This is a genomic window from Haloarcula sp. MBLA0138, from assembly GCF_055632455.1.
This window is the reverse complement of record NZ_CM145746.1, coordinates 1,647,730-1,674,276: the sequence shown is the minus strand read 5'-3', so window position 1 is coordinate 1,674,276 and position 26,547 is coordinate 1,647,730. Positions and strand designations below refer to the sequence as shown.

Below are 26,547 nucleotides of genomic sequence, written 5' to 3'. Positions count from 1 at the left end.
CCGACGGGCATGGCAGACGGCGCGTGGGTTTCGCTGTTCTCCGGCGGCAAGGACTCTTCGTGGGCGCTGTACCGGGCGCTGGAGCGGGATTATCCCGTCGAGCGGCTGGTGACCGTCCACCCCGACGGCGACTCCTACATGTACCACGTCCCCGCGACGCGGCTGGCCGCACTCGCGGCCGAGAGTATCGGCATCCCGCTCGTCGAGGTCGAACCCGACGGCTTCGGGGCCGAGGACGCCGCCGACGCCGGCGCGCAGGGCGACGCCGAACTCGAACCGCTCGAAGCCGCGCTCCGCGACCTCGACGCGGACCTCCCCGACGGCATCGCCGGCCTCACCGCCGGGGCCGTCGAGAGCGAGTACCAGACGACCCGCATCGAGGCGATGGCCGAGCGCCTCGAAGCCGCGGTGTTCGCCCCGCTCTGGCAGGAAGACCCCCGCGACCTCGCGGACGCGATGCTCGACGCCGGCTTCGAGATTCGCATCGTCCGGGTCGCCGCCTACGGACTGGACGAGTCGTGGCTCGACCGGACGCTCGACGCCGACGCGCTCGACGACCTCGAAGCGCTCAACGACGAGTACGGCGTCCACGTCCTCGGGGAAGGCGGCGAGTTCGAGACGCTGGTGGTCGACGGCCCGCATATGGACCGCCGCATCGAGTGGGACGCCGAGACCGAGTGGGACGGGACTCGCGGGACACTGCAAATCGCGGACGCGTGGCTGGCGTAGTCCTCTTCTCGACGCCGAGCGAGTCCTGCGAACGAGGCGGCGCTCTTTAGCAGCGGTTTTTCGAGGAGCGGTTCCCGCGGCGACCGGCGGGAGCGAGAAAACCCGAGGAGGAAAACGGTACGGCCGTCAGTTCCCGTTGGTCAGTTGCGTGTGGGCACCGATGAGCGCGCCGGCGAGGTCGAGGCTCTCGATGTGGGTGTCCTTGTCGATGATGGAGTTGCGGATGTCGGCGTCGAGGATGGTGGCGTTCGGGAAGACGACGGAGTTGTCGAGCGAGGAGTTGACGACCTCCGCACCCGGGAGGACGTGGACGTTCTCGCCCAGCGTGGTGTTCTCGACGGTGGCGGTCTCGGCGACGACGTTCTCGCCGTCGAGTTCCCACGCGACGGCGTCGAGGTAGCTCTCGGGGGTGCCGATGTCGTACCACGCGCCGTCGAAGGTGAACGCGCGGACGGGTTCGTCCTCGACGAGCCACTGGATGAACCAGCCGGGTTCGTCGGGATTGTTGCCCCCCGAGAGATACTCCTCGAAGCGAATCGAGTCCGCGGGGAAAGCGTAGCAGGCGATAGAGACCAACGTACTCTTGGGGTCGGCGGGTTTCTCCTGGAAGTCCACGACCTCCTCGCCGTCGACGTCGATGAGGCCGTAGGACTTGGCTTTCTCCAGCGAACCCACGTCGTAGGCGGCGAGTGTGGGGTCGTCGTACTGCTGGAAGTAGTCGAGGAACTCGGCCACGTCGAAACTGATGAGGTTGTCGCCGGCGATGACCAGCAGGTCCTCGTCGCCGAGGCGCTCGCGCTCGACGAGTTGTGCGAGCGCGCCGACGACGCCGAACTTCTCGTCTTCCTCGACGGTCTCCTCGATGGTGAGCGAGGGCTTCTCGAAGGAACTGGCCGACAGGTGCGAGCGGAAGTCGTCGGCGAAGCGCTCGTTGGTCGAGACGAACACGTCGGAGATGCGCTCGTCGGCTTCGAGTTCGCCCAGAATGCGGTCGATGACCGTCGTGTCGCCGACCGGGAGGAGCATCTTCGGGCGGTTCTTGGTGACTGGCCACATCCGCGTCGCGTACCCGCCAGCCAAGACGATGGCTTTCATACACGCAACTCCGCGGTCGAAATATAAGGTCTTTTTCATCCTCGAAACCGCGCTCGTCCCCGGCACCGCCGTACTTATCCGCGTCCGCGCGAATCTGCCCGTATGACCGACGACGGCGAGCGCGCGGGCGAAGAGCGGACGGCGGACGGGGACGGCGGTGGCGGGCTGTTCGAGATAGACGAGGACGCACTCGACGAGGAGACCCGTCGGGAACTGGCGGACCTCGAAACCCCGGACACCCGCGAGACAGACGTGAACCTCGCCGACAAGATAAATCAGCTCAACGTCGACCAGCGCATCGACACGCTCGAAGCGGTGTACGACGACGTGCCGGTCACCGAGGAGACGTACGAACTGACCGCCGAGGAGTACGCCGACGTGTACACCGCGACACAGGGGACCGGCTACTCGGGCAACAGCGTCGTCTTCGTCACCCGGAGCGGCGAGGAGTTCCCGGACCTGAGCGAGAACATCCCCGAGCAGGCCGCGAGCGACACCCGCGACCGGGTGTTGATGGTGCTGGGCCGCGGCGCGGACATCTGGGCGCTGCCCGGCGACGGCAAGGGCGGGCAGTACGAGTCAATCCAAGAGACGGCTGTCCGGCGGGTCAACGAACAGACCGGCGTCCGGTGTACAATCACCGGCGTCGAGGAGGTCTTCCACCGGAAGTACTACCCCGACACCGACGCGGAGGGGTCCGTCCACACCCTCGACGTCTACTTCCGGGCGGAGTACCACAGCGGCTCGGTCGACGTGGACGAGTCGGAACTGACCGGCGCGGCGTGGCTGGCCGACCCCCCGGAGAACGTCACCGAGGGCGCGCGCGATGTCTGGGAGCGGGTCCGCGGCGACGCGGACTGAGCGCCGCCGTCCGGACCGGGCGACGACTCGCCGACTCCGCTCTCAGTGTTCGACGAGTTCGAGCAACACGCCGCCGGTCGACTTGGGATGGAGGAAGGCGACCTCGTGACCCCACGCGCCCGGGCGAGGCTCCTCGTCGACGAGGTCGATGCCCGCGGTGCGGGCGTCGTCGAGCGCCGCCTCGATGTCGGCGGTCGCCAGCGCGAGGTGGTGGATGCCCGGCCCCTCCCGCTCCACGTAGCGCGGAATCGCGCCGTCGGCGTCGGGTAGTGGCTCTAGCAGTTCGAAGTAGCCGTCGCCCACGTCCAGAAACGTCACGCGTAGGTCGCCGAACGTCTCCTCGTGTCCGGTTTCGAGTCCGAACGCGTCGGTAAACAGCGCGGCCAGCGACGCCGCGTCGTCGGTGGCGATGCCGGCGTGGTCGAAGTGCATACTCGTCGGTCGCCCGCCGGGGAGTTAACTGCGGTGCCGGCGCTCACATCGAACTGCCGGGCTGGTACTCCCCGAACACGTCCCGGAGGGCGTTACAGACCTCGCCGGTCGTCGCGTAGGTCTTGACGGCGTCGACGATGTACGGCATGAGGTTCTCGTCGCCGCGGGCGGCCGTCCGGAGGTCGTCGAGCGCCGCCTCGACGGCCGCGTCGTCGCGCTCCTCGCGGATGGCCGCGACCCGCTCCTGTTGGGCCTGCTCCAGTTCCGGGTCGACCTCCTCGATGTCCTCGTCCTCCTCCTCGTCTATCTGGAACTCGTTGACGCCGACGATGACCCGCTCGCCGGCCTCCTGCTCGCGCTGGCGCTCGAAGGCCACGTCCTGAATGCGACGTTGGACCCACTGCTCCTCGATGGCCCGGCGCATCCCGCCGCGTTCGTCCACGTCGGCGATGATGTCGCGGGCCTCGGCCTCGAGTTCGTCGGTGAGGGACTCGACGTAGTAACTGCCCGCCAGCGGGTCGATAGTGTCGGCCGCGCCCGACTCGTGGGCGAGAATCTGCTGGGTCCGCAGCGCCGTCCGCACCGACTCCTCTGTCGGGAGGCCGATGGCCTCGTCTTTCCCGTTCGTGTGGAGGCTCTGCGTGCCGCCGAGTACCGCCGCCAGCGCCTGATAGGCGACGCGGACGACGTTGTTCTCTATCTGTTGGGCGGTCAGCGTCGAGCCGGCGGTCTGGGTGTGGAACTTCAGTTGCTTGGACTTGGGGTCCGAGGCGTCGAAGCGCTCGTCCATCAGCGAGGCCCAGAGCCGGCGGGCCGCCCGGAACTTCGCCACCTCTTCGAGGATGTTGTTGTAGGAAGCGAAGAAAAAGGACAGTTGCGGGGCGAAGTCGTCGACGTCGAGTCCGGCCTCGACGGCGGCATCGACGTACTCGATGCCGTCCCCGAGGGTGAAGGCGATCTCCTGTGCGGCGGTCGACCCGGCCTCGCGGATGTGGTACCCCGAGATGGAGATGGTGTTGAACTTCGGCGTCTCGGCCGCGCAGAACTCGAAGATGTCGGTGATGAGCCGCATCGACGGCTCCGGCGGGAAGATGAACGTGTTCCGGGCGATGTACTCCTTGAGTACGTCGTTCTGGATGGTTCCCCTGAGTTCGGCGCGGTCGACGCCCTGCTGGTCGCCGACGGCGATGTACATCGCCAGCAGGACGCTGGCGGGCGCGTTGATGGTCATCGAGGTCGAGACCTCGTCCAGCGGGATGCCCTCGAAGACCCGCTCCATGTCCCGCAGGGAGTCGATGGCGACGCCGGTCTTGCCGACCTCGCCGGCGGCCATCGCGTCGTCGGAGTCGTACCCCATCTGGGTGGGGAGGTCGAAGGCCATCGAGAGCCCGGTCTGGCCTTGGTCCAGCAGGTAGTGGAACCGCTCGTTGGTCTCGGCGGCGGTCCCCATCCCCGCGTACTGGCGCATCGTCCACAGTCGGCCGCGGTAGCCCGTCGAGTAGACGCCACGGGTGTACGGTTCCTCGCCGGGGTACCCGAGGTCCGTCTCGTAGTCGAGGTCGGCCACGTCGGCGGGTGTGTACAGACGGTCTACCTCGGTCCCCTCGGTGTCCGTCGTGAACGTCTCTTGGCGCTCGCCGAAGCGGTCGACGGTCGGTTGGACCTCCTCGGCCTCCCACTCGGCTTTCGCCTCGCGGATGCGGTCCAACTCGTCGGGGTCGAACATACCCGGAGCGTCGGGCGGGGGTGGCTTAAGCGGTGCGAATCTTACATGGTTGTTCACGAACGGCCGCGCCGTTCGCCGGGGTGCTTTTGGTCGTGGTCGCCCGACGTGGCGTATGGTCATCGAACCCGGCGACGGCGTCACCATCGAGTACGTCGGGCGGTTCGCGGACGGCACCGTCTTCGACACCTCGCGGTACGCCGTCGCGGCCGAACACGGGCTGGACGATGCACAGGACGCCGCCCCCGAAGACTACCGGGCGCTCTCGTTTACCGTCGGGGCTGGCGAGGTAGTCGAGGGGTTAGACGAGGCGCTGGTCGGAATGACCGACGGCGAGACGGCGACCGTCGAGGTGCCTCCCGAGCGGGCCTACGGCGCGGTCGACCCCGACCGCGTCCGGGAGTACGACCCGGCGGCCTTCGAGGAGATGGTCGGCTCCGCGCCCGCGGTCGGGATGCACGTACAGGCCGCCAACGATCTCCACGGCGACGTGACCGCCGTCCGCGAGGACAGCGTCGAGGTGGACTTCAACCACGAACTCGCCGGCAGGACCCTGACCTTCGAGATAGAAGTACTCGACACCCGGTGAGTCAGTTTCCGGTGTCGTACTTGTAGGTCGCCTCGTCGGGGTCGATGCCGAAGTCCTCCGGCCCCTCCTCGTGCTCGGAGGTCTCCTCGGTCTCCTGCGTCGAGGCGTTCTTGAACCGCTCGCGGAATCGGTCGGGCATCCGGAACCCGTCGACCGCCAGCCGCAGCGGGACGGCGTCGGGCTGGATGTTCTCCTGTTTGGTCGCCAGTCGCTCGCGGAGCCGTTCGGGCAACTGCGCGGGCTCGATGCGCTCGAAGCCGAACTGCGCGAGGTAGTCGGCCGCGTTCGTCAGCGAGTACACCGTCTCGAACCCCTCGTCGTCGGCGTACTCGACGAGGCGCTCGATGACGTGTGCGCCCACGCCCTGCCCGCGCCACTCCTCGCGGACGCCGATGCTCGTCAGTTCACACAGGTCGCCCTCGTCGGTCTTGTGGATGCGGATGCGGCCGAAGCCGGCCTTCTCGTGGCTGTGTTCGTCGATGGCGACGACGTAATCCCGGGAGCGGAAGGCCGTCTCGTCCAGCCCCATCTCCTCGATACGGTCCAACAGCCAGACCTCCTCGCGGTTTTTCGCGTCCCGGACGTACATACGACGGGGTTGGCCGTCCCCGGTGAAAAGGGTTGCCTGTAACAGGATTTTCGCCGCCGCTGGGCGCGGGTCGCCGATGGACGCCGCCGCGCAACTACTTTGGTGATTGTCACCGTCTGTCAACTCATGGCCGACGAGGAGTTCGAGTCCGTCCGTCACGTCCCCGACCGGTCGTTCGTCGAGTCGACCAACGTCTGGCAGTTCATGCGGGCCCACGACATCGACGACTACGAGGAACTGATACGGCGCACGACCACCGAAATCGAGGGCGAACCGGCCTCGGGCGTCGACTGGTTCTGGGACGAACTGGTCGACTACCTCGACATCGAGTTCGACGAGCCCTACGACCGGGTGCGGGACGACACCGACGGCCCGCAGTTCACCGACTGGTACCCCGGCGGGAAGCTAAACGCCGCCCACAACGTCGTGGACCGCCACGCCGCCCGCGACAGCGGCGCGCGAAACCGCGTCGCGCTCGTCTGGGAGGGCGAACCCGGTGACGTGCGCCAACTGACGTTTCACGACCTCCACCGGCAGAGCAACCGCGTGGCGAACTACCTCGACGCGGCCGGCGTCGGGACCGGCGACGCCGTCGGCCTGTACATGCCGATGGTCCCCGAGGTGGCGAGCATCCTCTATGGCTGTCTGAAGGTCGGGGCCGTCGCCGTCCCGATATTCTCCGGGTTCGGGACGGACGCGACGGCCACGCGACTGGCCGACGCCGAGTGTACGGTGCTGTTCACCGCCGACGGCTTCCACCGCCGAGGCGAGCGCGTGCGACTGAAAGACACCGCCGACGCGGCCGTCCGGGCCGCCGAGGACGCCGTCGACGACTTCGCCGTCGCGGAGGTGGTCGTCTACGACCGACTCGGCATCGCCGACGCGCCCGACGAGTCGCTGACGTGGACCCGCCGCGACGCGTGGTGGGACGAGGCGGTCGGCGCGCGCTCGGACGCCTACGAGACGCAGTCGCTGCCCAGCGAGCAGGCGTCGATGCTGCTGTACTCCTCCGGGACGACGGGCGAACCGAAGGGCATCGTCCACACGCACGCGGGGGCGCTGTTGCAGGCGGCCAAGGAGATATACTTCGGGTTCGACCACAAGCCCGCCGACCGCTTCTTCTGGGTCAGCGACATCGGGTGGATGATGGGGCCGTGGACGCTGCTTGGCAACCACGCCTTCGGCGGCACCGTCTTCCTCTACGAGGGCGCGCCGGACCACCCCGAACCCGACCGCCTCTGGGCGATGATAGACCGCCACGACCTCACCGTCTTCGGCGTCTCGCCGACCGCAGTCCGGGCGCTGCGAAAGCACGGCGACGAGTGGCTCGCGGGCCACGACCGCTCCAGTCTCCGGCTGCTGGGCTCGACCGGCGAGCCGTGGGACCCCGAGAGCTGGGTGTGGTTCTACGAGCGCGTCGGCGGCGGCGAGTGCCCCGTCATCAACATCTCCGGCGGCACGGAGATTATGGGGTGCTTTCTCATGCCCATGCCGATTCAGGAGTTGAAGCCATGCACGCTCGGCGGGCCGGGACTGGGGATGGCCGTCGACGTCGTCGACGACTCCGGGGCGTCGGTCGCCGACGACCACGAGCGGGGCTACCTCGTCGCCCGGGACTCCTGCCCGTCGATGACCAAGTCGCTGTGGCGCGGCGATGAGCGCTACGTCGAGGAGTACTGGTCGACGTGGCCGGACCTCTGGGACCACGGCGACTGGGCGCAGGTCGATGCCGACGGCCTGTGGTACCTGCACGGCCGGGCCGACGACGCGCTCAACGTCGCCGGCCGGAAGGTCGGCCCCGCCGAAGTCGAGGGCGCGGCGCTGGAACACCCCGCGGTCAATCAGGCCGCCGCCGTCGGGCAGCCGGACGACACCACGGGGACGGCCGTCGTCCTCTACGCCGTCCTCGAACCCGGTGTCGAGCCCGGCGACGACCTCCGGGCGGCGGTCCGAGACACCGTCGGCGACGAACTCGGGAAGCCGTTCCGGCCGGCCGAGGTGCTGTTCGTCAACGCGCTCCCGAAGACCCAGAGCGGGAAGGTGGTCCGCCGCGCCATCGGCGCGGTCCACCGCGGCGAGGACCCGGGTGACCTCTCCAGCGTCGAGAACCCGAACGCGCTCGACGCCGTCCGGGCGTCGCGGTGAGTCAGCCCGACTCGGGCTCCGGTTCGGCTTCGGCGTCGGCCCGCGTCCCGTCCAGCCCGAGCAGTCCGGGGAGCGCGGCCAGCGCCAGCACGACCTCCGCGCCGCCGGCCACGACGAACGCGGCGAAGTAGCCGAACGTCCCGGCGACGCCGCCGCCGACGAGCACCCCCGCGAGGAAGCCGACGCTGCCGAAGGCGTTGAACCCGGCCATCGCGGCCCCGCGTTCGGTCGCCGGTGCGAGGTCCGAGACCAGCGCCATCGTCGCGGGGGCCATCAGCGCGCCGATGACGCCGACGACGACCATCCCGACGCCGGCGACGGTCGGCGCGGGGGCCAGTCCGACGCCGACGACGGCGATGCCGTACAGCGACGACCCGGCCGCGATGGGGACCGTCCGCCCGATTCTGTCGGAGAGGACGCCGAAGGGGTACTGCAGGAGGGCGAACGGGCCGAAAAACAGCGCCAGCAACACGCCCGTCTCGCCCGGCGAGAGCGCGAACACCTCCCGGAAGTACAGCGTCCCGACGAGCGCGAAGAACCCGGCGGTCAGCCGGTCGATGAACCCGAAGGCGTAGGGTATGGCCAGCGTTCGGGTCCGCCGGAGCAGGGTGACTGCCTCCCGGAGCCGGCCCGCGTCGCTCGCCCGGGCGCGGTCGTCGACCAGCAGCGCAAGCGTCGCCACCACCAGCAACAGCACCGCGGCCACGTACAGCGGCAGCGTCGTCCGCACCTCGTACAGTTGGCCGCCGAGGGGCGCGCCCAGCGCGGTGCCGCCGCCGATGGCGATGCCAGCCGCGCCCATGTTTTTCCCGTGGCCCCCGTCGAGGTCCATCAGCATCGTCATCGACAGCGAGAACGCGGCGATGGTCGCCGCCCCCTGTAGCGCCCGGAGGACGAGGACGCCGGCAAACGAGATGGGGACGACGCCGGGGAGCCACGCCAGCAGGGCGTACAGCCCCGCCCCGGCGGCCGCGCCGCCGACGACGAACGGGACCCGCCGCCCCGTCCGGTCGCTCAACGCGCCCCAGACGCCCGCGAAGACGACGAACGCGGCGAACTCCGCGCCGAGGAACCACATGCTCGCGTCCAGTTCGGTCGTCGCGCCAAGCGCCCGCACCAGCCGGTCGATGCCGGGGTACAGCAGCACCTGCGCGAGCAGGACCACGAAGACGACGCTTGCAAGCACCGCTCGGTCACGCCGGGTCGACACGTCGATACGTACGCCCAGCGGGCGAAAATATGTGTCGGAGCGGGCCGGACCGCCGGCGGCAGCTATACCTCGCCGCCGCGCCTCCGTTCGCGTATGGTCACCGACATCACCGCTCGGGTCGTCGAGACGGTCCGGGACGCCGCCCGCGACGGCTGGTGTTCCCGCGAACAGGTCGACTCGCTGATGGGAGCGACGACAGTCGACAAGCGCGAGGTCGACCGCGCCCTGAAACGGGCCGTCGCCGAGGGGCGACTCGAACGCGACGGCGACCGCTACCGGGTCCCCGAGGACGACGGCGACGCCGCGACGGCTGCCGACGCGGACGCCGACGACGCACCCGCCCGCACCGACGGCGGCGACCTCGATTCGGCCGTCGTCGACGCGCTCACCGAGGCGGCGCTGGTCGGCCACCTCGCCACCGCCCGCGACGACCGCCCACACGCCGCGCCGGTGTGGTTCGCCTACCACGACGGGGCCGTCGAGGTCGTCACCACGGGGCGGAAACTGGCCGACATCCGACACAACCCCCGCGTGGCGCTGTCGGTCCAGCGGGACGACGACGGTGACGCCGTCTGGGGGCTCTCGCTCCACGGGACCGCGACGGTCGTGACGGACGAGGAGCGGGCCGACGCGATACGTCGGCGCATCAATCGCCGGTACGGGGCCGACCCGGACGCGTGGGCGGAGAACACCGCCGTCCGCATCGCTGTCGGGTCAGCGAGCTACTGGACCTACGACTGAAGGGAACTGCGGCGGAAAAGAGCCGGGAGGCCGCCTACCTCACATGTAGCCGAGGTCGCGCAGGCGCTCCATCAGGTCTTCTTTGTCCTGTGCGCGGCCGGCGCGCTCGGTCGTGTTCGCCATGTCCTGTAGCCACGCGGGCTCCTCGGCGGACTTGTCCGTCGAGACCTCGCTGCCCAGCGAGCGGAAGCCGGCGAAGTACTTCGGCGAGACGGGCACGTCCTCCTTCTCGATGCCCTCGGGCAGGTCGTCCTGGCCCTGCGGGACGTAGCCGTCGTCCGGGAAGCCGGCGACCGTGTCCGGGACGACGAAGTTCCAGAAGGCTTCCCACACGTCGGCCTCGGCGAACTGGAGGATGGGCTGGATGCGGTCGTGAGGCGGGTAGATGTCCGGGTCGTGCCGGGGCGAGAAGAACGTCTCGTCGGCACGGGACTCCTGCTCGTCCCAGCGGATGCCTGAGAGGATGCCGTCGACGTCGTGCTCCTCGATGGTGTCGTTGAGCGCCACCGTCTTGAGGAGGTGGTTGCCGACGTAGGTGTCCAGCAGGAACGGGAAGTCGTCCTCCTCGTACTCGAGGATGTTGCGGATGTGGTGTTGGTTGTGTTCCGAGAGGTCCGAAACCGGGATGTCGTCGCCCGGTTCCAGCCCGTTCTCGTCGACGTACTCGCCCACGTCGGTGTTGCGGGCCCAGATGACCTCGAGGTCCCACTCGTCGGCCCAGTGTTTCGTGAACTCGATGAGTTCGTCGAAGTGCTGGTAGTGGTCGATGAACACCACGGGCGGCACTTCGAGGTCGAAGCGGTCGGCGACCTCCTTGACGAAGTACAGCGTCAGCGTCGAGTCCTTCCCGCCGGTCCACATGACGACCGGGTTCTCGTACTCCTCGAGGCCCTCCTTGGTGACCTCGATGGCCTTCTCTATCTTGTGGTTGATGGAGGGGTAGTCCTCGGGGGACTCGCCCTCGCCGTCGGTGTAATCAACGTCCAGATAGTCGGGGAACTCTGTCTGGGACATCGTGTAATGAGATATAATTAGCTTTTGTAAGTACTTTTCGGGAGACCGACAGGTATGTCAACGAGTTACACCCGCTCCAGTGTCCTTTTGTCGGCGACGCACCTGTCGCCGGTATGAACGACCGCCTGACCGCCGCCAGCGCCGTCTGCCGGCGCTGGCTCCTCGTTTACTTCCCCGTCGCGGCGTTGGTCCTCGGCGTGAGCACGCTGGTCGGCTTCTTCCTCGGGAGTCTGGTCCCCATCGAATCGCTCCCCGACCCTGCCACCGGTACCGCCGGGTCGAACCCCTTCTTCCCCGACCGCATCACGACGGTCTCACTCGCGGTCAACAACCTGACCGCGATGCTGGTGATACTGCTCGGGGCCGTCTCGCTCGGTCTCGTCACCCTGTTCGGACTCGTGTTGAACGGCCTGCTCATCGGCGGCGTCGTCGGACTCGTCGTCCAAGAGGCTCCACCGCTGGTCGTCGCGGCGCTTCTCGTGCCACACGGCGTCTTGGAGATTCCGGCGTTACTCATCGTCTCGGCCGTCGGGCTACGCTTTGGCTGGCTGACGGTTCGGTACCTGCTGGGGTGGGACGACGAACTCCTGCGGACGCGGGACCTGCGGGAGGCCGGGTGGCTCGTCGGCGTCGCCGCGCTGCTCATCCTCGTCGCGGCCTACGTCGAGGCGAACCTCACTATCGCCGTCGCCGAGCGCGTCGCTGGCGGGGAACTCGGGTCGGTCGGCTGAGAACCGGCGGCGGCGTCAGTTGATGAACTCGTTGTCCCGCCAGTCGACGCCGCCCTCCTCGTCCTCGTCGCGGGGCTCTTCGGCGACGTTGATGGCGGCGGGTCGCTCCTCGCCGTCGACGATGCGGATGGCTTCGAGGTCCTCGTCGACCGCCGCGATGGCGGTGAGTGTCCCCTTCTCGGCTATCTTGGCGACCTCACACAGCACCTCGAACATCGCGTACTGGAGCGCAGTGTTCTGGAGTACCGTCTCGCGGTCGCCCTTGAAGCAGGCGTACTCGACGAGCTCGGACTCTATCTCTTCTTCCTCCTCCTCTTTGAGCGCGCCCCACTGTGGGCCGGTCGAACTCCCCGTGCTGGCCGCGCTGGACGGCCCCATCTCTTCAGGGTCCTCCTCGTAGACGCGGTTCTCCGTCACGCTCGCTTTCAGCTGTGCCGTCGGCGTGTACTTGCTCATGCTGTCGTCTTTCGCCACGGCACTCACGATGAGCGTGTTGTTCCGTCGGGTGATGTCCACGTCAGCGATTTCCGGTGGAAGGTCGGGGTCCTCGAAAAAGTCGTAGGCGTCTTCGAGTGGCAGTTCGAGCGTCGAGTGCAGTCTGTATACGCGGCTGGTCATGATTGGGAAAGGGTGTCGGTCATCGCCGGCCGTCCGCTGACGCTGCGGTCGCTCCACTCTACGAGCCACATGCTTATATGACCTGCCCTTCTTTCTGCCGGCCCCTCTCCCGATTCGGTTGACCAGCCGAGAGGACGCTATCACGCCTCCAGACCGCCTTCGAAAAATCTTCCGAGAACGTGCGGGCGGAAGGATGTCAGTCGTCGGCCGCGGCCGAGTCGCTCCCGTCGGCGACGGCTTCGCGCTCGATGCTCGGCGGGTACTTCCCGCGGTCCAGTTTGAGGTCCGACGCGGGCCGGGCCATGCACGTCAGTGCGTAGTCCTCTCGCTCGCTCTCGGTGAGTCCCCGGGCCGCCGGCTGCGTGACCTCCCCTTCGAGGACCTCGGCGGAGCAAGCGAGACACATCCCGACCCGACAGGAGTACTCCTGTGCGATGCCTTCCTCCAGACAGCGGGCGAGGATGGTCTCCGTGTCGGCGACGGTGATCGTCTCACCGGTACCGACGAACTCGACGGTGTAGTCGGTCATACCCCGCCGTTCGGTACCCCCCGGCAAAACTCTTTATTCCCGGACGTGACACCGAGAGGCCGGCGGGTTCGACAGGCCGGAATCGTTTTGCCCCTCCGGTGACGACGGGCGGGCATGACCACACACCAGTACGACGTCGTCGTCGTCGGTGCGGGGACGTCGGGGTGTTACGCCGCCGCGACGCTCGCCGACGCGGGGTACGACGCCGTCGTCGTCGAGCGCAAGGACGAGGAGGAAGCGGGCCACATCGCCTGCGGCGACGCGTTGAAGGGGGCCAGCGACTTCCCCGAGGCCATCCCGAAGTCCCAACTCGAACCCGCGTTCACGAACACCGGCGTCGACCACGGGCGCTTCGAGATTCCCCAAGAGGACACGGTGCTGGAGATTCCGGTGCCCGGCGAACTGGCCGTCATCGACCGCTGGGAGTACGGCCGGCGGGTCATCGACGGGGCGACCTCCGCGGGCGCGACGTTTCACTACGACACCGTCGTCCAGGACGTGCGACAGGCCGACGACGGCCGAGTCACCGGCATCGACGCCACCCGGAAAGGAGAAGCGGTCACCTACGACGCCGACGTGGTCGTCGACGCCGCGGGCGCGCTGTCGGTCCTCCAAGACAAGGTCGACTTCGAGGGGACCACCTTCGACACCAACGTCCAGTACTCGCAGTTCTGCTCGGCCTACCGCGAAATCGTCGAGGTCGACGAGCCGGTCGAGTGGGACGACGCGCTGGTGTTCAAACCCACCGACCGCTCGGCGGGCTACCTCTGGTACTTCCCGCGGACGGAGACGGAGATAAACGTCGGGCTGGGGTTCCAGATGAACGAGGAACCCATGGAACTGGTCGACGACCTCAAGCGGGACCTGCAGGGCCGCGCCGAGTTCGAGGACGCGACCGTCACGGACAAACTCGGGGCGGCGCTGCCGACCCGCCGCCCGTACGACTCGGCCGTTGCACCCGGTTACATGGCGGTCGGCGACGCCGCGGGCCACGTCAACCCCACGACCGGCGGCGGCATCGCCGGGGCCGCCTACGCCGGCAAGTACGCCGCCGAGCAGGCCATCGAGGCCATCGAGGATGGCCGCACCGACGACGAGGCGGCCCTCTGGGAGTACAACCGGCGCGTGATGGACCACTTCGGGGCCCGCTACGCCGCCTTGGACGTGTACAACATCTTCGCGACGGCCTACGACGTGGACGACCTGATGGGGCTGTTGGCGGCACTGCCGGCCACGAAACTCGCCGAGGCGCTGTACTCGGGGTCGACCAGCGTGGGTCTCGGCCTGAAGCTCAGGACCGCGGTCAAGAGCTTCGGCCACTGGGGGACCATCCGCGACCTCTACCGGACCAAGCAGTTGGCCGACCGCCTGCTCGACCACTACGAGTCCTACCCCGAGACCCCCTCGGGCCTCGACGCGTGGCAGCGCGAGCGCGACGCCATCATGGACGACATCTACGCCGCGACCGGCGCGGAACCCAAGTACTGACTCCCGACGACCGACAGGCCGTGCCGCCGTGGAACCGACCGCCCCGAACCGTCGCGGATTCTCGCCGAGGCTCGGACGCCGAGCCGCGCCGTCGTCTCAGTTAGGACGACAATATTTATTTCGACCACTTCCGAAGTGAACTAACGTGAAAACGAGCGCGTGGCCGTCGCCGACGGCCCGCGCCGGGGGGAATCCATGACAGCAACACGACTCACGTCAGCGAACCGAGCCGTCTCGCCAGTCGTCGGCGTCGTCCTGATGGTCGCCATCACTGTCCTGCTCGCGGCGACGGCCGCCACCTTCGCCTTCGGACTGGGCGAGGACGCGACCGACGCCGACACGCCACAGACCGCGTTCGACTTCGAGTACGCGTACGCGTCCAGCGGCGACGACACGCTGCGGATAACACACGCCAGCGGGGACCCGGTCCCCGCCGGGACCGTCTCCGTCACCGTCGAAGGGGCCGCCTACTCGGGGCCGGGCGACCCCGACGGGCGGTACGAGTTCGAGGCGCTCGACGCGGGCGTGTCGACCACGTCCCGGCTCTCGGCCGGCAGCACCGCCACCTTCGACGCCGCCGACGCGGGCCTCTCGGGCGGGGTACTCGACCTGACCGGCGCGACGGTCAGGGTCCACTGGGCGTCACGGAACACCGACCGGACGGTCACGTTCGCCACGTGGCGCGGCCCCGAGGCGTGAGCTACCGGCCCAGCCGCGCTACCGCCCCGGCGAGGACGTCCACGCCGACGGCCAGCGACCGCTCGTCCACGTCGAACGTCGGCGTGTGGTGGCCGCCGGGGTGGTCGGTGCCGACCCCGACGAACGTGGCCCGGCCGCCGGTTCGCTGGACGCGGTCCATCAGGTAGGTGGCGTCCTCGCTGCCGCCAAGCGGTGCCTCGTGGAGCCAGCTGTCGACGCCCGCCACCGTCCCCGCCACGTCGTACACCACGTCCGCCAGCCCGGTGTCGCTCTCGGCGCTGGGGGCCTCGGCGGTCGTCTCGACGGTCCACTCGCAGCCGTGCATCTCCGCCGCGTGTTCGACCACGTCGTCGGTCCGCTCGCTCATGTACTCTTTCAGCGCTGTCGTCTCGCCGCGCACCTCGCCCTCGATGCGGGCGCGCTCGGGGACGATGTTCGTCGCCGTGCCGCCCTCGACGACGCCGACGTTGACCCGCGTCGCCCCGTCGGCGTGCCGACGGACGGCGTGGAGATTCTGGACCGCCGTCGACAGCGCCTGCACCGCGTCCCGCCCCTGTGCGGGGTGGCCGCCGGCGTGGGACGACTCCCCGGAGAACGTCGCTTCGAACTGTCGGACGGCGAGGAACCCGCCCACGCCCGCGACCACCTCGCCCGTCGGGTGGTCTAAGCCGATGTGGACCGCCAGCAGTTCGTCCACGTCGTCGAGCACGCCGCTCTCGGCGACGGCCTTCGCGCCGCCGATGACCTCTTCGGCGGGCTGGAACAGCACCTTCAGCGTCCCGCGGAAGTCGCTCTCGGCGACGGCCGCCAGCACGCCGAGGCCGATGGTCGCGTGGGCGTCGTGCCCGCAGGCGTGCATGTACCCCTCGTTGCCTGACCGGAACCCGCCGGCCGCCGGCGCGTGGGCGTCGGCGTCGCTCTCCCGTATCGGCAGGGCGTCGACGTCGACGCGGAGACCAACCGTCGGGCCGTCGCCGCGGTCCAGCACCGCCAGCGCACCCGTCAGCCCGCCGGCCGTCTGTTCGAGCACGTCGGCACGAGCGCCCGCCTCCCGCGCCCGGTCGTGCCACTCCTCGAGCGTCTCGCCGTCGGGGACCGACATCCGCGCGTCGGCGTCGAGAAGCTCCGGGCCGACGCGTATCTCGTCGACGCCGATTCGCTCCAGTTCGTCGACGACGCGGCTGGTCGTGTAGAACTCGCACCACGCCGGCTCGGGGTACGCGTGGAACGTCCGCCGGAGCGAGACGAGGCGGTCGTACAGGTCGGTGTCCATACCGGGCCGACGGCGGCCACCGACTTATCGGCCGCGCCGTTCAGGAGCCGCTGGCGTGGGTCCGCTGTTCGATGTCGGCCTCGACGTGGACGCCGCCGGGGAATGTCTGTTGAGTCACGTCGCGGGCGAACTCCTCGTAGCCGACGATTTCGATGGTTCGGACGTAAACGGTGTGGGTCCACGGCTCGAACCGGTCCCCCGAGGGACCGAGCGTCTTGGACTGCGGGACGCGCAGTTCCGACGGCGGCTCGGGGTGGGGGCCCTTCAGTTCGACCCCCTTGCGCTCGGCGGATTCCTTGATGTCCGCGACGACGTCGTCGAGGCGGTGGCGGTCCCCGCTGGTGAGCCGCAGGGTGGTGACGAAGGGCATCTGTCACCCACTCTGTCCGGCGAGCACCAAAAACGCATCTGTTCGCGTCGCCCGCCGACCGACCGCCACCGAGACGGCCGCGGTCGCCCGATTCGCTCTCCGATATTCACTTAAGTACCGACGTTTTACCAACGGGGTAATGATAGAGGCCACGAGCGCGGGAGCCATCCTCTTTCGCGATACGCGTGGCCGGCGTGAGTACCTGCTGCTCAAGTCCCGCCCCGGCGATTGGGAGTTCCCCAAGGGCGGCGTCGAGGGCGAGGAGGAACTTCAGCAGACCGCCATCCGCGAAGTGAAAGAGGAGGCCGGAATCGAGGACTTCCGGCTCTTAGACGGGTTCCGCGAGGACTACGACTACGTGTTCGAGGCGAACGGCAACACCATCCACAAGACGGTCCACCTGTTCGTCGCCAAGTCCTACGAAGCGTCAGCCGAACTGTCGACCGAACATCGCGACATGCAGTGGCGCGACTACGACCAAGCGGTCAACACCGTCACGCAGGACGGTCCCCGGGAGATACTGGAGCAGGCCCACGAGTTCATCGACGAGAACTACGATGACTGAGTCGGTCAGTTCCGGATAGCGCCGCCCGGGGCGGCGCGTCCCGGCCCACCGGGACGACTGCGAGAGGTTACGGGCCACCGGCGGGTAACGCCTCCCTACCGTGCGTCGACAGCGACGGCGACTGCTCGCTACTATTTTATACGGCGGGGATATAGTACGACCGAAGACATGATATTCGGATTCGACGAAACCGCCGTCAAGAAATCGGTCGCCGTGACGTTCGTCGCCCTCCTCCTCGCCGGCTTCGTCCCGATTCTCGGGACGCTGGTGCGACTCGTCCCGACGCTCAAAGAGATATTCCTCGGTGCGGCCGTCGTGACCCTGTTCACGACCATCGACGACACGGGCGAAGCGGTCAAGTTCGCCCTCGTGACCGGGATGGTCGCGGCTGTCGCGTTCAACGTCGTCTACATCCCCGGCTCGTTCCTGCTCGGCGGCGTCCTCGGTGCCGCCACCGGGTCCGGGATGGCCCAGACCGGCGGCGGGATGGCGATGATGGCCGGGTTCGGCGCGCTGACGAACCTCATCGGCCTCCTGTTTTTCTCGCCCATCGGCTACGCCGCCGGCGGTGCCATCGGCGGCTACCTGAACCAGTGACGGCAGCCTGACCCGCCGGGCTGCCCGAAACTATCGCCAGTTCGGAACTGAAAACCGGCTGCCCGCCGGCAACACCGTGGGCGGCCCCGGTCCGTCCGCTACATGCCGAGGAGGACGACGGCGAGCAAGAGGAGGACGAGAACGAACAGTCCCCACAGCACCTTTGCCGCGGTTCTCCCGCCGACCTCGACGGCGATGATGCCGATGATACCGAAGAGGATGGCCGTCCACGCCTCCAGCCCGCTCTGTTCCTTCCCCGTCCCGTTGGAGGCCTTGTAGAGCATGTACCCCGGAACGATCAGCCCGACCGGGAACGTGGCAACGCCGACGACTATCGCGACGAGCCACTGCAGGATGCTGTATTCCTCCAGATAATCGGTACTCTCAGCCCCCGCCGTCTGAGTCGTCCCTTGCCCTTGGGTCGCCTGTCCGCCCGCGGCGGACTGCGACGACCCCGCCGGAGTCCCCGCTGCGGCCGGTGGTGCGTCCTGCTGCCTGACGCCACACTCTTTACAGATCTCCGCGCTGCGCCGTATCTCCGCGCCGCACTCGAAACAATGCACCAAGTCCTCGTCGTCATCGGAACGGTCTCTATCTGACATTTATGATTCAGGCGATTGTGTTTCCGGATCGCTGCCACTCACTGGACGTGAGTGAAGGTCGTCCACACCTTCTGTTTGCTTTCGTCGTACGGTTGGCTGTCGCCGTTGTTCAGGTTCCGGTAGTGGACCAGTCCCTCGACGAGCAACACGCCGAGATACACGCCGACGGTACTGAGCGCCAGAATTATGTTCAGCAGGTGCCGGAGGACGTTCTGGTACTTCCACGAGTCGATGATGGCGAAGATGAGCCCGTAACTCTGGCTACCGGCCGGCTGGGCGTTCTGAACGGCGGCTCCGCCTCCCGCGCCGCCCCCAGCTCTCCCGCCGCCGCTTCTGGGCTGTTGGCCCTGCTGTGCGGTCGCGTTGTTCTGCTGCCGGACCCCACACTCCGGACATATCTCCGCCTTCGAGAGGATTATCTCGCCACACTCTCGACAGTACTGCTCGTTGTCCCCGGGTGATTCTGCTGACATTAACAGATATGCCGTCAAAAGCTTTATACAAAAACCTAATGATGCCGGAAACGGCTCTGCCAACTATTCCTGCTAGCGAGTTACTTCCGTGGCTTCTACGCGGGATATATTCTGGGACTGGTATATCTAAATAATTCACACGGCTGTCTGCTCGGCGACCCACGGGGTTTTACCGACAGCGGGTCAACGCCGAGTGTGCGCGCCGTCGACTCCGAGTTCGCCTTCGAGCTAGCGGTCTGCCAGTGGGCCGAGCGGTCGTGGGACCCCGCTCGCGCCGACTCGGCCGTCCTCGTCGCGCGGCAACTCGGGACCAAACACCGGCGCTGGGACACCGTCGTCCTCGAATGCGACCCCGACGGTCTCCGCCAGCGCGCCCGCTTCGGGGCCGCGGCGCTGGACTCGGACCTGTTGCACGTCGTCCGGAACGCCCCTGCGGAGTGGACCTACTACCGCGAGGCCCTGCCGGACCCGGGCTACCCGTGGCGGTACGTCCGCGAGGCGGTCCACGCCGCCGCCGACCGCGACGCCGTCGAGACGCGCAAGCGGGGCAACCGCATCGAAATCCGGCGTCGCCACCGCTACCCCGACTGGCTCCGCCGGGTCGTCGCTATCGAGAACAAGCCCGACCTCTCGGCCAGCGCCGCCCGCGACCTCGTCCCGCAACTGGAGCGCGACGCGGCGCTCTCGCTGGCCGACGAGGTGTGGGTCGCCAGCGCGGCCACCGGCGAGCGCGTCGAACCGGTCCTGCTCGCGGACCTCCCGGGGGAGGCCGGTGTCCTGACCGTCGACCCGGCGGCCGGCACCGCCGACGCGGTCTGGCAACCGCGCTCACTGGCCGTTTCCGACCCCGGGACCCGAATCCTCGACCGGCCCGACGACGGCGCGAGCGCGGCCCGCTTCGAGTACGCCGACCCCGAGTGGAAGCGCGCCAAGCGGCTGGAGATAGCCGAGCGGGCCTACGAGCGGGGGTGGCGCGCCTACGCGGACACGATGCGGCCCGACTGCCGGCACTTCTCGTTGTGCGCCGACGAGTCCGGCGTCTACCCGCACTGTGGTGCCAAGGAGCGACTGCCGACGGCCGGCGAGTGTCGCGGCGCGTGCCCGTCGTTCGAGCCGGAACCGCCGGCGTGGCGCACGTCGGGGTGGCCCATCGAGGGCGGGCCGGGCGCAGCCAGCAAACGACTGCTCGACGACCGCCGCCGCCGTCGTCGGCCAGGGCTGGACGAGTAGGCTACTCGACGAGGGCCACGTCTATCTGGTCGCGCGCGACGGCGAGTTTGAACGTCGGGACGGTCTTCTGGACCGTCTCGACGATGCCCTTGTCGGCGAGGCTCCGCAGCGCCGACCGGACCGCGTCGACCTCGGGGTCCTCGCCGGCGTCCCGGAGCGCGTGGAGGACGGCGACGACGCTCTGGCTCTCCTCGTCGGGCGCGGCCAGCACGTCGATGACCGCCTGCTGGAGCGGTGTCACGGTCACCGTCTGGACGCGGTCGGAGTCCTCGCCGTCGATGAGCGCGGTCGCCTCCGGCGTCGCGCAGATGAGGCTGTCTTCGTTGCGGTAGTAGTGCTCCTTGAGTTCGGATTCGAGGTACTGGTGGACCTCGCTCCCGCTTTCCATCCCCCAGCGGTCCTGCAGGTCGGCGTTTTTCGTCGGTTGGAGTTCGACGATGTCCGCCAGTCGCTCGCGGGCCTCCTCCGAGAGGGTCATCGCTCGCACCTAACGGGAGGGGCGTAACAAGCGTTCTGGACTGCGGCGGTCGGGCCGGGCGTTCGGACTGCCCCCGATTGCGCGCCGTTCCCGGCCGGAACGGAAACCGATACGGTCCCCGCCCTCTTCCCCCGACGCGTGCAGCCGCCCTCCCGGACCTACGCCTCGACCTCACACAGGCTGGTGACGAACCGCGACAGCGCACCGCTCCGGGCGTGGGTCCGCGCCGAGAACGCCGCCGTCGAGGCGCTGCTCGCGGCCGGGATGACCGCCCACGTCGCCGTCTCGCCGAAGATACTCGACCGCCACGTCCCCCAGCGCCTCGCGGAACTGCACCGGCTCGAAACCGACGACGGCCCGCTGCAGACCGAGCTACCCGTGGTCCGTGCGACGCCCGCCGACGCCGACGCGCTCGGTTCGTGTCTGGCCCTCGACGACCCCGACGCGGACGCCGACGTGCCGGGCTGGCGGGTCCACGGCATCGACCACCTCGCGGTCGTCGACGGCGACGACTGGCACTACTACTCGGAGCCCCGCCACGACGCCGTCCGGGCCGTCGACGGCCTCGACGAGGCCGACCGGGAACGGGTCAGAGACGCCGTCGCCGACGTGGCCTGCACCGAACTGTTCCCCCACGGCGCGCTGGCGGCGTGGACCGTCGGCGACGTGGCGGTCGAACTCACCGTCGAGGGGCTGTGGCTCGGACGCGCCGACGGGACGACGCGCTGGTACCCACACGGCGACCTGCGCGGCGTCGTCGTCGACCCCGCCGACTGCGAGGTGTTGCTGGCGTGGCCCACCCGCCGGTCGCGGGCCGACACCTCGCTGGGCCGGGCCGTCCGGGGACTCCTCGACAGGGTGCGTGAGTCGCCGCCGCGGTACCTCCACCCGCCCGACGAGTCGATGCTGGAGACGGTCGCCACGGCGTACGAACTCGTCGCCGAGCAGCTCTGCTACGACTTCGAGGTCCGGCGACACGCGGGCGACCGGCCGGTCGAGGCGGTCCTCTGAGGCGGTCCTCGAGGGCCGTTTCCGAGACAGCCCGACCGCGCGGCGACGCGGCGGGCTACAGGTCGGCCAGCGTCGCGGCTACGTCGTCCCAGTGGCTCCCCTTCCAGAAGTGTTGGCCGCAGTCCCGACACCGCCAGACGGCCACCTCGCTCGGGTCCGGCGCGTACTCGGGCGTCGGCTCGGGCCACGCGACCGGCTCGACGCGGCCGTTGCACGTGCCACAGTACCGGGGCTCGTCGTCGAGTTGGAGCGCGAACCCGGCCGCGGCGAGTTCCCGGAGCTGGTCGGTCACCTCGCGCTCGGTCAGCAGGACGGCGTCGTCGGCCCGCCGAGCGAGGTCGGTATCGCGGGTGAGGATGCGCCGACTCTCCGTCCGGGCCAGCGCGAGCAGGTCGTCGTCGGCCTCGGCGTCCCGGTCCAGCGCGTAGGCCGCGTCGTAGCCACACATCCGCAGGCGCGTCGCCAGCGACCCCAGCATCGCGTCCAGCGCCAGCGGCGGGCGGTCGTCAGTCATCGAGGAACGCGCGGACCCCCGCCGCGTCGCGGGCGTTGAGCACGTCGGCCGTCTCCGCCCAGCCCCGCCGGGCCGTGTGGACGCCGTAGCGGACCAGTTCGAAGTCGCCGGGCGAGTGTGCGTCGGTGTCGACGACCACGGTCGCGCCGGCCTCGACGGCCTGTTTGACCGCGCCGCCCCCGAGGTCGAGCCGGGCCGGATTGGCGTTTATCTCCAGTGCCGTCCCGTTGTCGGCGGCGACCGCGGCCAGCCGCGCCACGTCCACGTCCAGCCCCGGCCGCCGGTTCAGGTACCGGCCGGTCGGGTGGCCGACGATGTCGACGTGTGGGTGTTCGGCGGCGGCGACGAGGCGGTCGGTCCCGTCGCCGTCGAGCGCGGCGTGGGGCGAGGCGACCACCACGTCCAGCTCTGCCAGCAGGTCGTCGGCGACCGACACCGAGCCGTCGGCGTCGACGTTGGCTTCGACGCCGGTGAACACCTCGATGTCGGCCTCGGCGGCGACCGACTCCACCGCGGCCATCTGCTCGCGGAGTTCGTCGTCGGGGACGCCGACACCGCCGACCATCCCGGGCCCGGTCGCGTGGTCCGTGACGGCGAGGTAGTCGTGGCCGAACGCGGCGGCCCCGGCGACCATCTCCGCGACGGTGTTCCCGCCGTCGGACCACTCGGTGTGGGTGTGGAGGTCGCCTCGAACCTCGCCCTCGGCGAGCAGGTCCGGGAGGTCGTCCCCGGCCGCGGCGTCGACCTCGCCGCGGTCCTCGCGCAGCTCCGGCGGGACCCACGCCATCCCCAGCGCCTCGTAGACCCCCTCCTCGGTCGCGCCGGCGACGCGCTCGCCGGCCCGCTGGCCGTCGTCTTCGACGCCGGCCACGTCGAACACGCCGTACTCGTTGACCTTCAGGTCGCGCTCGATGGCACGGTTGCGGACGGTGACGTTGTGGTCCTTGCTCCCGGTGAAATACTGGAGTGCGGCCCCGAACTCCTCGGGGACGACCACTCGGAGGTCGACGCGCACGTCGTCGGCTCGGACGCTCGCCTTCGTCTCGCCGGCTTCCAGTACGCGGTCGACCTCCGCCCAGTCGGTGAACGCCGCGACGACCGCCTCGCCGTCGTCGCTGCCGACCAGCACGTCCACGTCGCCGATGGTCGGCTTCCAGCGGCGGATGGAGCCGCCGAGTTCGCACCGCTCGACGGCGTCGACGCCGGCCACGTAGTCCCGGACCCGCTCGCCGTAGGGCCGCGCCTCGCCCAGCAACGACCGCTCGTGGGCCTCGCGGGCGAAGTCGACGTTGTCGAGGATGTTCGCCTCCGTCTTCCGGCCGAAGCCCTTCACCTCGCGTATCTCGCCGGCCTCGGCGGCGGCCTCCAGTTCGTCCAGCGTCGTGATTCCCAGTGCCTCGTAGAGCGTCCCGACGGTCTTTGGACCGACGCCCTCGACGGCGGTCAGCGCGGCCATGTCGACGGGGAGTTGGTCCCGCAACTCCTCTAGCTCGGCTATCTCGCCGGTCTCGACGTACTCGACGACCTTCGAGGAGATGGCGTCGCCGACCCCCTCTATCTCGGCGACGGCGGCCTCACCGTCGGCCGCCAGCCCCTCGATGGCTCCCGGGTGGTCGCGGATGTTCTCGGCCGCCCGCCGGTAGGCGCGGGGCTTGTACTCGACGCCGTTTGCCTCCAGCAGGTCGGCGAACGCCTCCAGTCGCCGCGCGACCTCGTCGTTGCGGCTCATCTCAGCGGCTCCGCCCGGCACGGCCCGTGCCCGAATCGGCGTCCTCGTGGCCCAGTGCCTTCCGGAGGAACGTCATCCAGCGCTTCTTGTCGGCCGCCTCCTGTGCCCGCTGTTCCTGTTCGAGGTTCGCCGGGCCGAGCTGTTCGAGGGCGTTCAGCGCCCGGTCGATGCCGATGATGGCGTTCGCCAGCCGCTCGCCCTCGGCGTAGCTCACCGCGCCGTCCTCGATGCGCTGTCGGCGCTGGAGGCGCTCGCGCCGCAGGTTCTTCTTGGCCTGCTCGACGCGCTCGCGCTCGCCGGGCGGGACGGTGTCGCGGCGCTTTATCTCGAAGACGAACGACCGCAGCGCTATCTCCTCCCCTTGGACCGTTATCTCGTCGGGGATGTCGGCACCGACGGTCGCCCCCTCCCGTTCGATGCGCTCTAACAGTTGCTTGCGCTCGAACTCTTGCACTACTCCTCCGTTCGTGACGGTGCCTCTTACCCGCTTCGCCCGTCGACCCACTCGCGCAGCGAGGGGCCGACCGCGGCGAGCAGCACCGCCTCGGTCCCTCGTGGCACCCAGCCGTAGACGTGGTTGAGCATCACGTAGGTCACGAGCCCGAGAAAGAGGCTGAGGCCCCACGCGGCGACGGCGATGCGGCCGACGCGGGCGTGGGCCGTCTCGCGCAGTTCGGCCGGCGAGTGGCTCAGCCCGAGGACGACGGCGTGGACGACGACGGGGACCGAGACGGCCGACAGGAGGATGTGGACCGCGAGCATCACGATGTAGGCTCCCCAGACGAGTCCCGTGGCCGTGATGGCCTTCTCGAAGCCGCCCCCGACCTTCGTGAGATACATCACGAGGAACGTGAGGATGAGCCCGAAGGCGGTGAGCATCGCCGCGCGGTGTTTTCGGACCGCGCCCCGCTTGATGAAGTAGACGCCGGCGAGGATGGCGAGCAACGCGGCGGAGTTGACGACGGCGATGGCGTCGGAGAGCAGGATGACGGTCTCGTTCGAGAGCTCCGGTAGCGGGAGGACACCGCCGAAGGCCCCGAACACGAGCGCGTAGCCGACGACCGAGACGGCGGCGGTGACGCGCTTGGGACTGGCTCGTGCCTGCGACTGGAGTCTGTCAGCGACGGCCATGGCGGTACTGAGAAGCGGACGGCTTTCTGTGTTCTGGAACGCGGCTCAGGCGAACGTCCGGGAGACGTCCTCGTCCTCGGTGTCGTCCTGCTGAATCTTCTCCCACGCGTCGTGGAAGTCCTGCATCCGGACCTCGGTACGGTCGTCGCGGATGGCGAACATCCCCGCCTCGGTGCAGATGGCCTTCACGTCCGCGCCGGAGGCCTCGTCTATCTCCTCGGCGAGGGCCTCGAACGCCACGTCGTCGGCGACGTTCATGCTGCGGGTGTGAATCTGGAATATCTGCTTGCGCCCCTCGAAGTCCGGTTTCGGGACCTCGATGAGGCGGTCGAACCGGCCGGGGCGCAGAATGGCGCGGTCGAGCATGTCGAAGCGGTTGGTGGCGGCGATGATGCGGATTTCGCCGCGGTCGTCGAAGCCGTCCATCTCCGAGAGCAGTTGCATCATCGTCCGCTGGACCTCCGCGTCCCCCGAGGTCTTCGACTCCGTGCGCTTGGCCGCGATGGCGTCTATCTCGTCGATGAAGACGACGGCGGGCTCTTCCTGCCGGGCGAGTTCGAAGAGGTCCCGAACCAGTTTCGACCCCTCACCGATGAACTTGTGCACCAGCTCGGAGCCGGCCATCTTGATGAAGGTGGCGTCGGTCTGGTTGGCGACGGCCTTGGCGAGCATCGTCTTGCCCGTCCCCGGCGGCCCGTGCAACAGGACCCCGCTGGGTGGGTCGATGCCCACTTCCTCGAACATCTCGGGGCTCTTCAGAGGCATCTCGACGGTCTCGCGGACCTCCTCCATCTGCTCCTCGATGCCGCCGATGTCCTGATAGGTGACGTCCGGCGACTGGTCGACCTGCATCACGCGGGCGCGAACGTCGGTCTCGTCGTCCAGCGTCTTGACGATAGAGAGAGAGTTGTTGACCGCCACGCGGTCGTCGGGCTCGATGTCCTCGCGCATCTCGTCGGTGACCTCGGTCAGGGCCTCCTGATTGTTGCCGTGCTGTTTGATGATGACGCCCTCGTCGGTGAGCTCTTGGACGGTGGCGACGAACAGCGGCGACTGCTTGAGCTTCTTGTTCTCGTGGGTCAGCCGTTCGAGCTTCTGCTGGTACTTGTTGTTCTCGGCGTTCGCGTCGAGGAGCTTGTCCCGCATCTCCTCGTTCTGGGCTTCGAGCACCTCGAGCCGCTCCTGCAGCGCCTCTATCTTCTTCTGTTGGGAGGCGTCGTCGTCGTATGGCAGGTCGACTTCGTCGACGGTGTCGGTCATTACGCCACGTCTAGCAGGTGAACCGTTATGAGGCTTCGGGTAGGGTCAGATACCGGTAACGCCCGCCGAGAGGTCCGTACAGGCGGGTCTGTCGACCCCGCCGAGCGCGAACCGGCAGCTT

At 68.8% G+C, this 26,547-nt stretch carries 30 protein-coding genes; 12 read left to right on the top strand and 18 right to left on the bottom strand.

Going from position 1 to position 26,547, the window contains the following annotated elements; all coding sequences use genetic code 11:
* Positions 1-9: 9 nt before the first annotated feature.
* Positions 10-729, top strand: a complete 720-nt coding sequence (locus tag ACV7JO_RS08935; protein ID WP_470353062.1) for a diphthine--ammonia ligase — start codon at positions 10-12, stop codon at positions 727-729.
* A gap of 126 nt (positions 730-855) precedes the next feature.
* On the opposite strand, the gene ACV7JO_RS08930 is transcribed toward ACV7JO_RS08935, so the two are convergent.
* Positions 856-1,824, bottom strand: a complete 969-nt coding sequence (locus tag ACV7JO_RS08930; protein ID WP_470353061.1) for a sugar phosphate nucleotidyltransferase — start codon at positions 1,822-1,824, stop codon at positions 856-858.
* A 102-nt stretch (positions 1,825-1,926) separates the two neighbouring features.
* Between ACV7JO_RS08930 and ACV7JO_RS08925 the strand changes: the two genes are divergently transcribed.
* Positions 1,927-2,685, top strand: coding sequence for an NUDIX domain-containing protein (locus tag ACV7JO_RS08925; protein WP_470353060.1), 759 nt, complete (start codon positions 1,927-1,929; stop codon positions 2,683-2,685).
* 42 nt (positions 2,686-2,727) lie between these two features.
* Here ACV7JO_RS08925 and mce read toward each other — a convergent pair whose 3' ends face one another.
* Positions 2,728-3,117 (bottom strand): methylmalonyl-CoA epimerase, encoded by a 390-nt coding sequence (mce, locus tag ACV7JO_RS08920; RefSeq protein ID WP_470353059.1) that lies wholly within the window; start codon positions 3,115-3,117, stop codon positions 2,728-2,730.
* Positions 3,118-3,160: 43 nt separating this feature from the next.
* Positions 3,161-4,843: an acyl-CoA mutase large subunit family protein gene (locus ACV7JO_RS08915; protein ID WP_470353058.1), complete on the bottom strand. Its 1,683-nt coding sequence runs from the start codon at positions 4,841-4,843 to the stop codon at positions 3,161-3,163.
* A 112-nt stretch (positions 4,844-4,955) separates the two neighbouring features.
* Here ACV7JO_RS08915 and ACV7JO_RS08910 point away from each other — a divergent pair, with 112 nt between their 5' ends.
* Positions 4,956-5,429, top strand: a complete 474-nt coding sequence (locus tag ACV7JO_RS08910) for an FKBP-type peptidyl-prolyl cis-trans isomerase (RefSeq protein ID WP_470353057.1) — start codon at positions 4,956-4,958, stop codon at positions 5,427-5,429.
* Position 5,430: 1 nt separating this feature from the next.
* On the opposite strand, the gene ACV7JO_RS08905 is transcribed toward ACV7JO_RS08910, so the two are convergent.
* On the bottom strand, positions 5,431-6,018 hold the full coding sequence (locus ACV7JO_RS08905) for a GNAT family N-acetyltransferase (RefSeq protein WP_470353056.1): 588 nt from the start codon (positions 6,016-6,018) through the stop codon (positions 5,431-5,433).
* Positions 6,019-6,144: 126 nt separating this feature from the next.
* Between ACV7JO_RS08905 and ACV7JO_RS08900 the strand changes: the two genes are divergently transcribed.
* Entirely contained in the window at positions 6,145-8,163 is a 2,019-nt protein-coding gene (locus tag ACV7JO_RS08900; protein ID WP_470353055.1) for an AMP-binding protein, read from the top strand.
* Position 8,164: 1 nt separating this feature from the next.
* Here ACV7JO_RS08900 and ACV7JO_RS08895 read toward each other — a convergent pair whose 3' ends face one another.
* Positions 8,165-9,373 (bottom strand): MFS transporter, encoded by a 1,209-nt coding sequence (locus ACV7JO_RS08895; RefSeq protein ID WP_470353054.1) that lies wholly within the window; start codon positions 9,371-9,373, stop codon positions 8,165-8,167.
* A gap of 399 nt (positions 9,374-9,772) precedes the next feature.
* Here ACV7JO_RS08895 and ACV7JO_RS08890 point away from each other — a divergent pair, with 399 nt between their 5' ends.
* Complete coding sequence (locus tag ACV7JO_RS08890) at positions 9,773-10,114, top strand: pyridoxamine 5'-phosphate oxidase family protein (RefSeq protein WP_470355763.1); 342 nt, start codon at positions 9,773-9,775, stop codon at positions 10,112-10,114.
* 39 nt (positions 10,115-10,153) lie between these two features.
* Here ACV7JO_RS08890 and ACV7JO_RS08885 read toward each other — a convergent pair whose 3' ends face one another.
* A complete protein-coding gene (locus ACV7JO_RS08885; RefSeq protein WP_470353053.1) occupies positions 10,154-11,128 on the bottom strand; it encodes a phosphoadenosine phosphosulfate reductase family protein in 975 nt (324 codons plus the stop codon).
* A gap of 113 nt (positions 11,129-11,241) precedes the next feature.
* Here ACV7JO_RS08885 and ACV7JO_RS08880 point away from each other — a divergent pair, with 113 nt between their 5' ends.
* Positions 11,242-11,859 carry a stage II sporulation protein M gene (locus ACV7JO_RS08880; RefSeq protein ID WP_470353052.1) on the top strand — a complete coding sequence of 206 codons (618 nt, stop codon included), beginning with the start codon at positions 11,242-11,244 and terminating at the stop codon, positions 11,857-11,859.
* A 15-nt stretch (positions 11,860-11,874) separates the two neighbouring features.
* Here the strand turns inward: ACV7JO_RS08880 and ACV7JO_RS08875 are convergent, their stop codons facing one another.
* Together ACV7JO_RS08875 and ACV7JO_RS08870 are read right to left on the bottom strand one after the other, a co-directional pair.
* Positions 11,875-12,477 carry a DUF7110 family protein gene (locus ACV7JO_RS08875; protein WP_470353051.1) on the bottom strand — a complete coding sequence of 201 codons (603 nt, stop codon included), beginning with the start codon at positions 12,475-12,477 and terminating at the stop codon, positions 11,875-11,877.
* Positions 12,478-12,673: 196 nt separating this feature from the next.
* A complete protein-coding gene (locus ACV7JO_RS08870; protein ID WP_470353050.1) occupies positions 12,674-13,006 on the bottom strand; it encodes a 2Fe-2S iron-sulfur cluster-binding protein in 333 nt (110 codons plus the stop codon).
* 114 nt (positions 13,007-13,120) lie between these two features.
* Here ACV7JO_RS08870 and ACV7JO_RS08865 point away from each other — a divergent pair, with 114 nt between their 5' ends.
* Positions 13,121-14,494 carry a geranylgeranyl reductase family protein gene (locus ACV7JO_RS08865; protein WP_470353049.1) on the top strand — a complete coding sequence of 458 codons (1,374 nt, stop codon included), beginning with the start codon at positions 13,121-13,123 and terminating at the stop codon, positions 14,492-14,494.
* 195 nt (positions 14,495-14,689) lie between these two features.
* Positions 14,690-15,193, top strand: a complete 504-nt coding sequence (locus ACV7JO_RS08860; protein ID WP_470353048.1) for a type IV pilin domain-containing protein — start codon at positions 14,690-14,692, stop codon at positions 15,191-15,193.
* 1 nt (position 15,194) lies between these two features.
* Here the strand turns inward: ACV7JO_RS08860 and ACV7JO_RS08855 are convergent, their stop codons facing one another.
* Together ACV7JO_RS08855 and ACV7JO_RS08850 are read right to left on the bottom strand one after the other, a co-directional pair.
* A complete protein-coding gene (locus ACV7JO_RS08855) occupies positions 15,195-16,466 on the bottom strand; it encodes an amidohydrolase (protein ID WP_470353047.1) in 1,272 nt (423 codons plus the stop codon).
* Positions 16,467-16,506: 40 nt separating this feature from the next.
* The gene (locus tag ACV7JO_RS08850) at positions 16,507-16,836 is read right to left on the bottom strand and encodes a 30S ribosomal protein S10 (protein ID WP_470353046.1); all 330 of its coding nucleotides are present in this window, start codon (positions 16,834-16,836) and stop codon (positions 16,507-16,509) included.
* Between the two features lie 139 nt (positions 16,837-16,975).
* On the opposite strand from ACV7JO_RS08850, the gene ACV7JO_RS08845 reads away from it, so the two are divergent.
* Together ACV7JO_RS08845 and ACV7JO_RS08840 are read left to right on the top strand one after the other, a co-directional pair.
* Positions 16,976-17,401 carry a bis(5'-nucleosyl)-tetraphosphatase gene (locus ACV7JO_RS08845; protein ID WP_470353045.1) on the top strand — a complete coding sequence of 142 codons (426 nt, stop codon included), beginning with the start codon at positions 16,976-16,978 and terminating at the stop codon, positions 17,399-17,401.
* Between the two features lie 168 nt (positions 17,402-17,569).
* Positions 17,570-17,998, top strand: coding sequence for a hypothetical protein (locus ACV7JO_RS08840; protein ID WP_470353044.1), 429 nt, complete (start codon positions 17,570-17,572; stop codon positions 17,996-17,998).
* Between the two features lie 98 nt (positions 17,999-18,096).
* Here ACV7JO_RS08840 and ACV7JO_RS08835 read toward each other — a convergent pair whose 3' ends face one another.
* Together ACV7JO_RS08835 and ACV7JO_RS08830 are read right to left on the bottom strand one after the other, a co-directional pair.
* A complete protein-coding gene (locus ACV7JO_RS08835; protein ID WP_470353043.1) occupies positions 18,097-18,600 on the bottom strand; it encodes a hypothetical protein in 504 nt (167 codons plus the stop codon).
* Positions 18,601-18,638: 38 nt separating this feature from the next.
* Positions 18,639-19,073, bottom strand: coding sequence for a hypothetical protein (locus tag ACV7JO_RS08830; RefSeq protein ID WP_470353042.1), 435 nt, complete (start codon positions 19,071-19,073; stop codon positions 18,639-18,641).
* A 195-nt stretch (positions 19,074-19,268) separates the two neighbouring features.
* Between ACV7JO_RS08830 and ACV7JO_RS08825 the strand changes: the two genes are divergently transcribed.
* The gene (locus ACV7JO_RS08825) at positions 19,269-20,303 is read left to right on the top strand and encodes a DUF5787 family protein (RefSeq protein ID WP_470353041.1); all 1,035 of its coding nucleotides are present in this window, start codon (positions 19,269-19,271) and stop codon (positions 20,301-20,303) included.
* A gap of 1 nt (position 20,304) precedes the next feature.
* On the opposite strand, the gene ACV7JO_RS08820 is transcribed toward ACV7JO_RS08825, so the two are convergent.
* Positions 20,305-20,781: a DUF5797 family protein gene (locus ACV7JO_RS08820; RefSeq protein WP_470353040.1), complete on the bottom strand. Its 477-nt coding sequence runs from the start codon at positions 20,779-20,781 to the stop codon at positions 20,305-20,307.
* A 138-nt stretch (positions 20,782-20,919) separates the two neighbouring features.
* Here ACV7JO_RS08820 and ACV7JO_RS08815 point away from each other — a divergent pair, with 138 nt between their 5' ends.
* Complete coding sequence (locus tag ACV7JO_RS08815; RefSeq protein WP_470353039.1) at positions 20,920-21,792, top strand: hypothetical protein; 873 nt, start codon at positions 20,920-20,922, stop codon at positions 21,790-21,792.
* A 55-nt stretch (positions 21,793-21,847) separates the two neighbouring features.
* On the opposite strand, the gene ACV7JO_RS08810 is transcribed toward ACV7JO_RS08815, so the two are convergent.
* From ACV7JO_RS08810 to pan1, 5 genes are read right to left on the bottom strand one after another with little or no spacing between them, the layout of a single operon-like run.
* Positions 21,848-22,306, bottom strand: coding sequence for a Mut7-C RNAse domain-containing protein (locus tag ACV7JO_RS08810; protein WP_470353038.1), 459 nt, complete (start codon positions 22,304-22,306; stop codon positions 21,848-21,850).
* Positions 22,299-24,035 carry a DNA polymerase/3'-5' exonuclease PolX gene (polX, locus tag ACV7JO_RS08805; RefSeq protein ID WP_470353037.1) on the bottom strand — a complete coding sequence of 579 codons (1,737 nt, stop codon included), beginning with the start codon at positions 24,033-24,035 and terminating at the stop codon, positions 22,299-22,301. Before polX ends, ACV7JO_RS08810 begins: the two co-directional genes overlap by 8 nt.
* Before the next feature lies 1 nt (position 24,036).
* Complete coding sequence (locus ACV7JO_RS08800; RefSeq protein WP_470353036.1) at positions 24,037-24,489, bottom strand: DUF5788 family protein; 453 nt, start codon at positions 24,487-24,489, stop codon at positions 24,037-24,039.
* A 26-nt stretch (positions 24,490-24,515) separates the two neighbouring features.
* A complete protein-coding gene (locus ACV7JO_RS08795; protein ID WP_470353035.1) occupies positions 24,516-25,166 on the bottom strand; it encodes a DUF420 domain-containing protein in 651 nt (216 codons plus the stop codon).
* Positions 25,167-25,211: 45 nt separating this feature from the next.
* On the bottom strand, positions 25,212-26,426 hold the full coding sequence (gene pan1 / locus ACV7JO_RS08790) for a proteasome-activating nucleotidase Pan1 (protein ID WP_470353034.1): 1,215 nt from the start codon (positions 26,424-26,426) through the stop codon (positions 25,212-25,214).
* Between the last annotated feature and the right edge of the window lie 121 nt (positions 26,427-26,547).

Coding starts and splice junctions, on each gene's coding strand:
- ACV7JO_RS08910 (WP_470353057.1), top strand. CDS start 4,956: ATGGTCATCGAACCCGGCGACGGCGTCACCATCGAGTACGTCGGGCGG.
- ACV7JO_RS08885 (WP_470353053.1), bottom strand. CDS start 11,128: ATGTCCCAGACAGAGTTCCCCGACTATCTGGACGTTGATTACACCGAC.
- ACV7JO_RS08840 (WP_470353044.1), top strand. CDS start 17,570: ATGATATTCGGATTCGACGAAACCGCCGTCAAGAAATCGGTCGCCGTG.
- ACV7JO_RS08845 (WP_470353045.1), top strand. CDS start 16,976: ATGATAGAGGCCACGAGCGCGGGAGCCATCCTCTTTCGCGATACGCGT.
- ACV7JO_RS08820 (WP_470353040.1), bottom strand. CDS start 20,781: ATGACCCTCTCGGAGGAGGCCCGCGAGCGACTGGCGGACATCGTCGAA.
- ACV7JO_RS08935 (WP_470353062.1), top strand. CDS start 10: ATGGCAGACGGCGCGTGGGTTTCGCTGTTCTCCGGCGGCAAGGACTCT.
- ACV7JO_RS08875 (WP_470353051.1), bottom strand. CDS start 12,477: ATGACCAGCCGCGTATACAGACTGCACTCGACGCTCGAACTGCCACTC.
- mce (WP_470353059.1), bottom strand. CDS start 3,117: ATGCACTTCGACCACGCCGGCATCGCCACCGACGACGCGGCGTCGCTG.
- ACV7JO_RS08925 (WP_470353060.1), top strand. CDS start 1,927: ATGACCGACGACGGCGAGCGCGCGGGCGAAGAGCGGACGGCGGACGGG.
- ACV7JO_RS08900 (WP_470353055.1), top strand. CDS start 6,145: ATGGCCGACGAGGAGTTCGAGTCCGTCCGTCACGTCCCCGACCGGTCG.
- ACV7JO_RS08930 (WP_470353061.1), bottom strand. CDS start 1,824: ATGAAAGCCATCGTCTTGGCTGGCGGGTACGCGACGCGGATGTGGCCA.
- ACV7JO_RS08795 (WP_470353035.1), bottom strand. CDS start 25,166: ATGGCCGTCGCTGACAGACTCCAGTCGCAGGCACGAGCCAGTCCCAAG.
- ACV7JO_RS08850 (WP_470353046.1), bottom strand. CDS start 16,836: ATGCCCTTCGTCACCACCCTGCGGCTCACCAGCGGGGACCGCCACCGC.
- ACV7JO_RS08860 (WP_470353048.1), top strand. CDS start 14,690: ATGACAGCAACACGACTCACGTCAGCGAACCGAGCCGTCTCGCCAGTC.
- ACV7JO_RS08905 (WP_470353056.1), bottom strand. CDS start 6,018: ATGTACGTCCGGGACGCGAAAAACCGCGAGGAGGTCTGGCTGTTGGAC.
- ACV7JO_RS08865 (WP_470353049.1), top strand. CDS start 13,121: ATGACCACACACCAGTACGACGTCGTCGTCGTCGGTGCGGGGACGTCG.
- ACV7JO_RS08855 (WP_470353047.1), bottom strand. CDS start 16,466: ATGGACACCGACCTGTACGACCGCCTCGTCTCGCTCCGGCGGACGTTC.
- polX (WP_470353037.1), bottom strand. CDS start 24,035: ATGAGCCGCAACGACGAGGTCGCGCGGCGACTGGAGGCGTTCGCCGAC.
- ACV7JO_RS08870 (WP_470353050.1), bottom strand. CDS start 13,006: ATGACCGACTACACCGTCGAGTTCGTCGGTACCGGTGAGACGATCACC.
- ACV7JO_RS08915 (WP_470353058.1), bottom strand. CDS start 4,843: ATGTTCGACCCCGACGAGTTGGACCGCATCCGCGAGGCGAAAGCCGAG.
- ACV7JO_RS08830 (WP_470353042.1), bottom strand. CDS start 19,073: ATGTCAGCAGAATCACCCGGGGACAACGAGCAGTACTGTCGAGAGTGT.
- ACV7JO_RS08810 (WP_470353038.1), bottom strand. CDS start 22,306: ATGACTGACGACCGCCCGCCGCTGGCGCTGGACGCGATGCTGGGGTCG.
- pan1 (WP_470353034.1), bottom strand. CDS start 26,426: ATGACCGACACCGTCGACGAAGTCGACCTGCCATACGACGACGACGCC.
- ACV7JO_RS08835 (WP_470353043.1), bottom strand. CDS start 18,600: ATGTCAGATAGAGACCGTTCCGATGACGACGAGGACTTGGTGCATTGT.
- ACV7JO_RS08880 (WP_470353052.1), top strand. CDS start 11,242: ATGAACGACCGCCTGACCGCCGCCAGCGCCGTCTGCCGGCGCTGGCTC.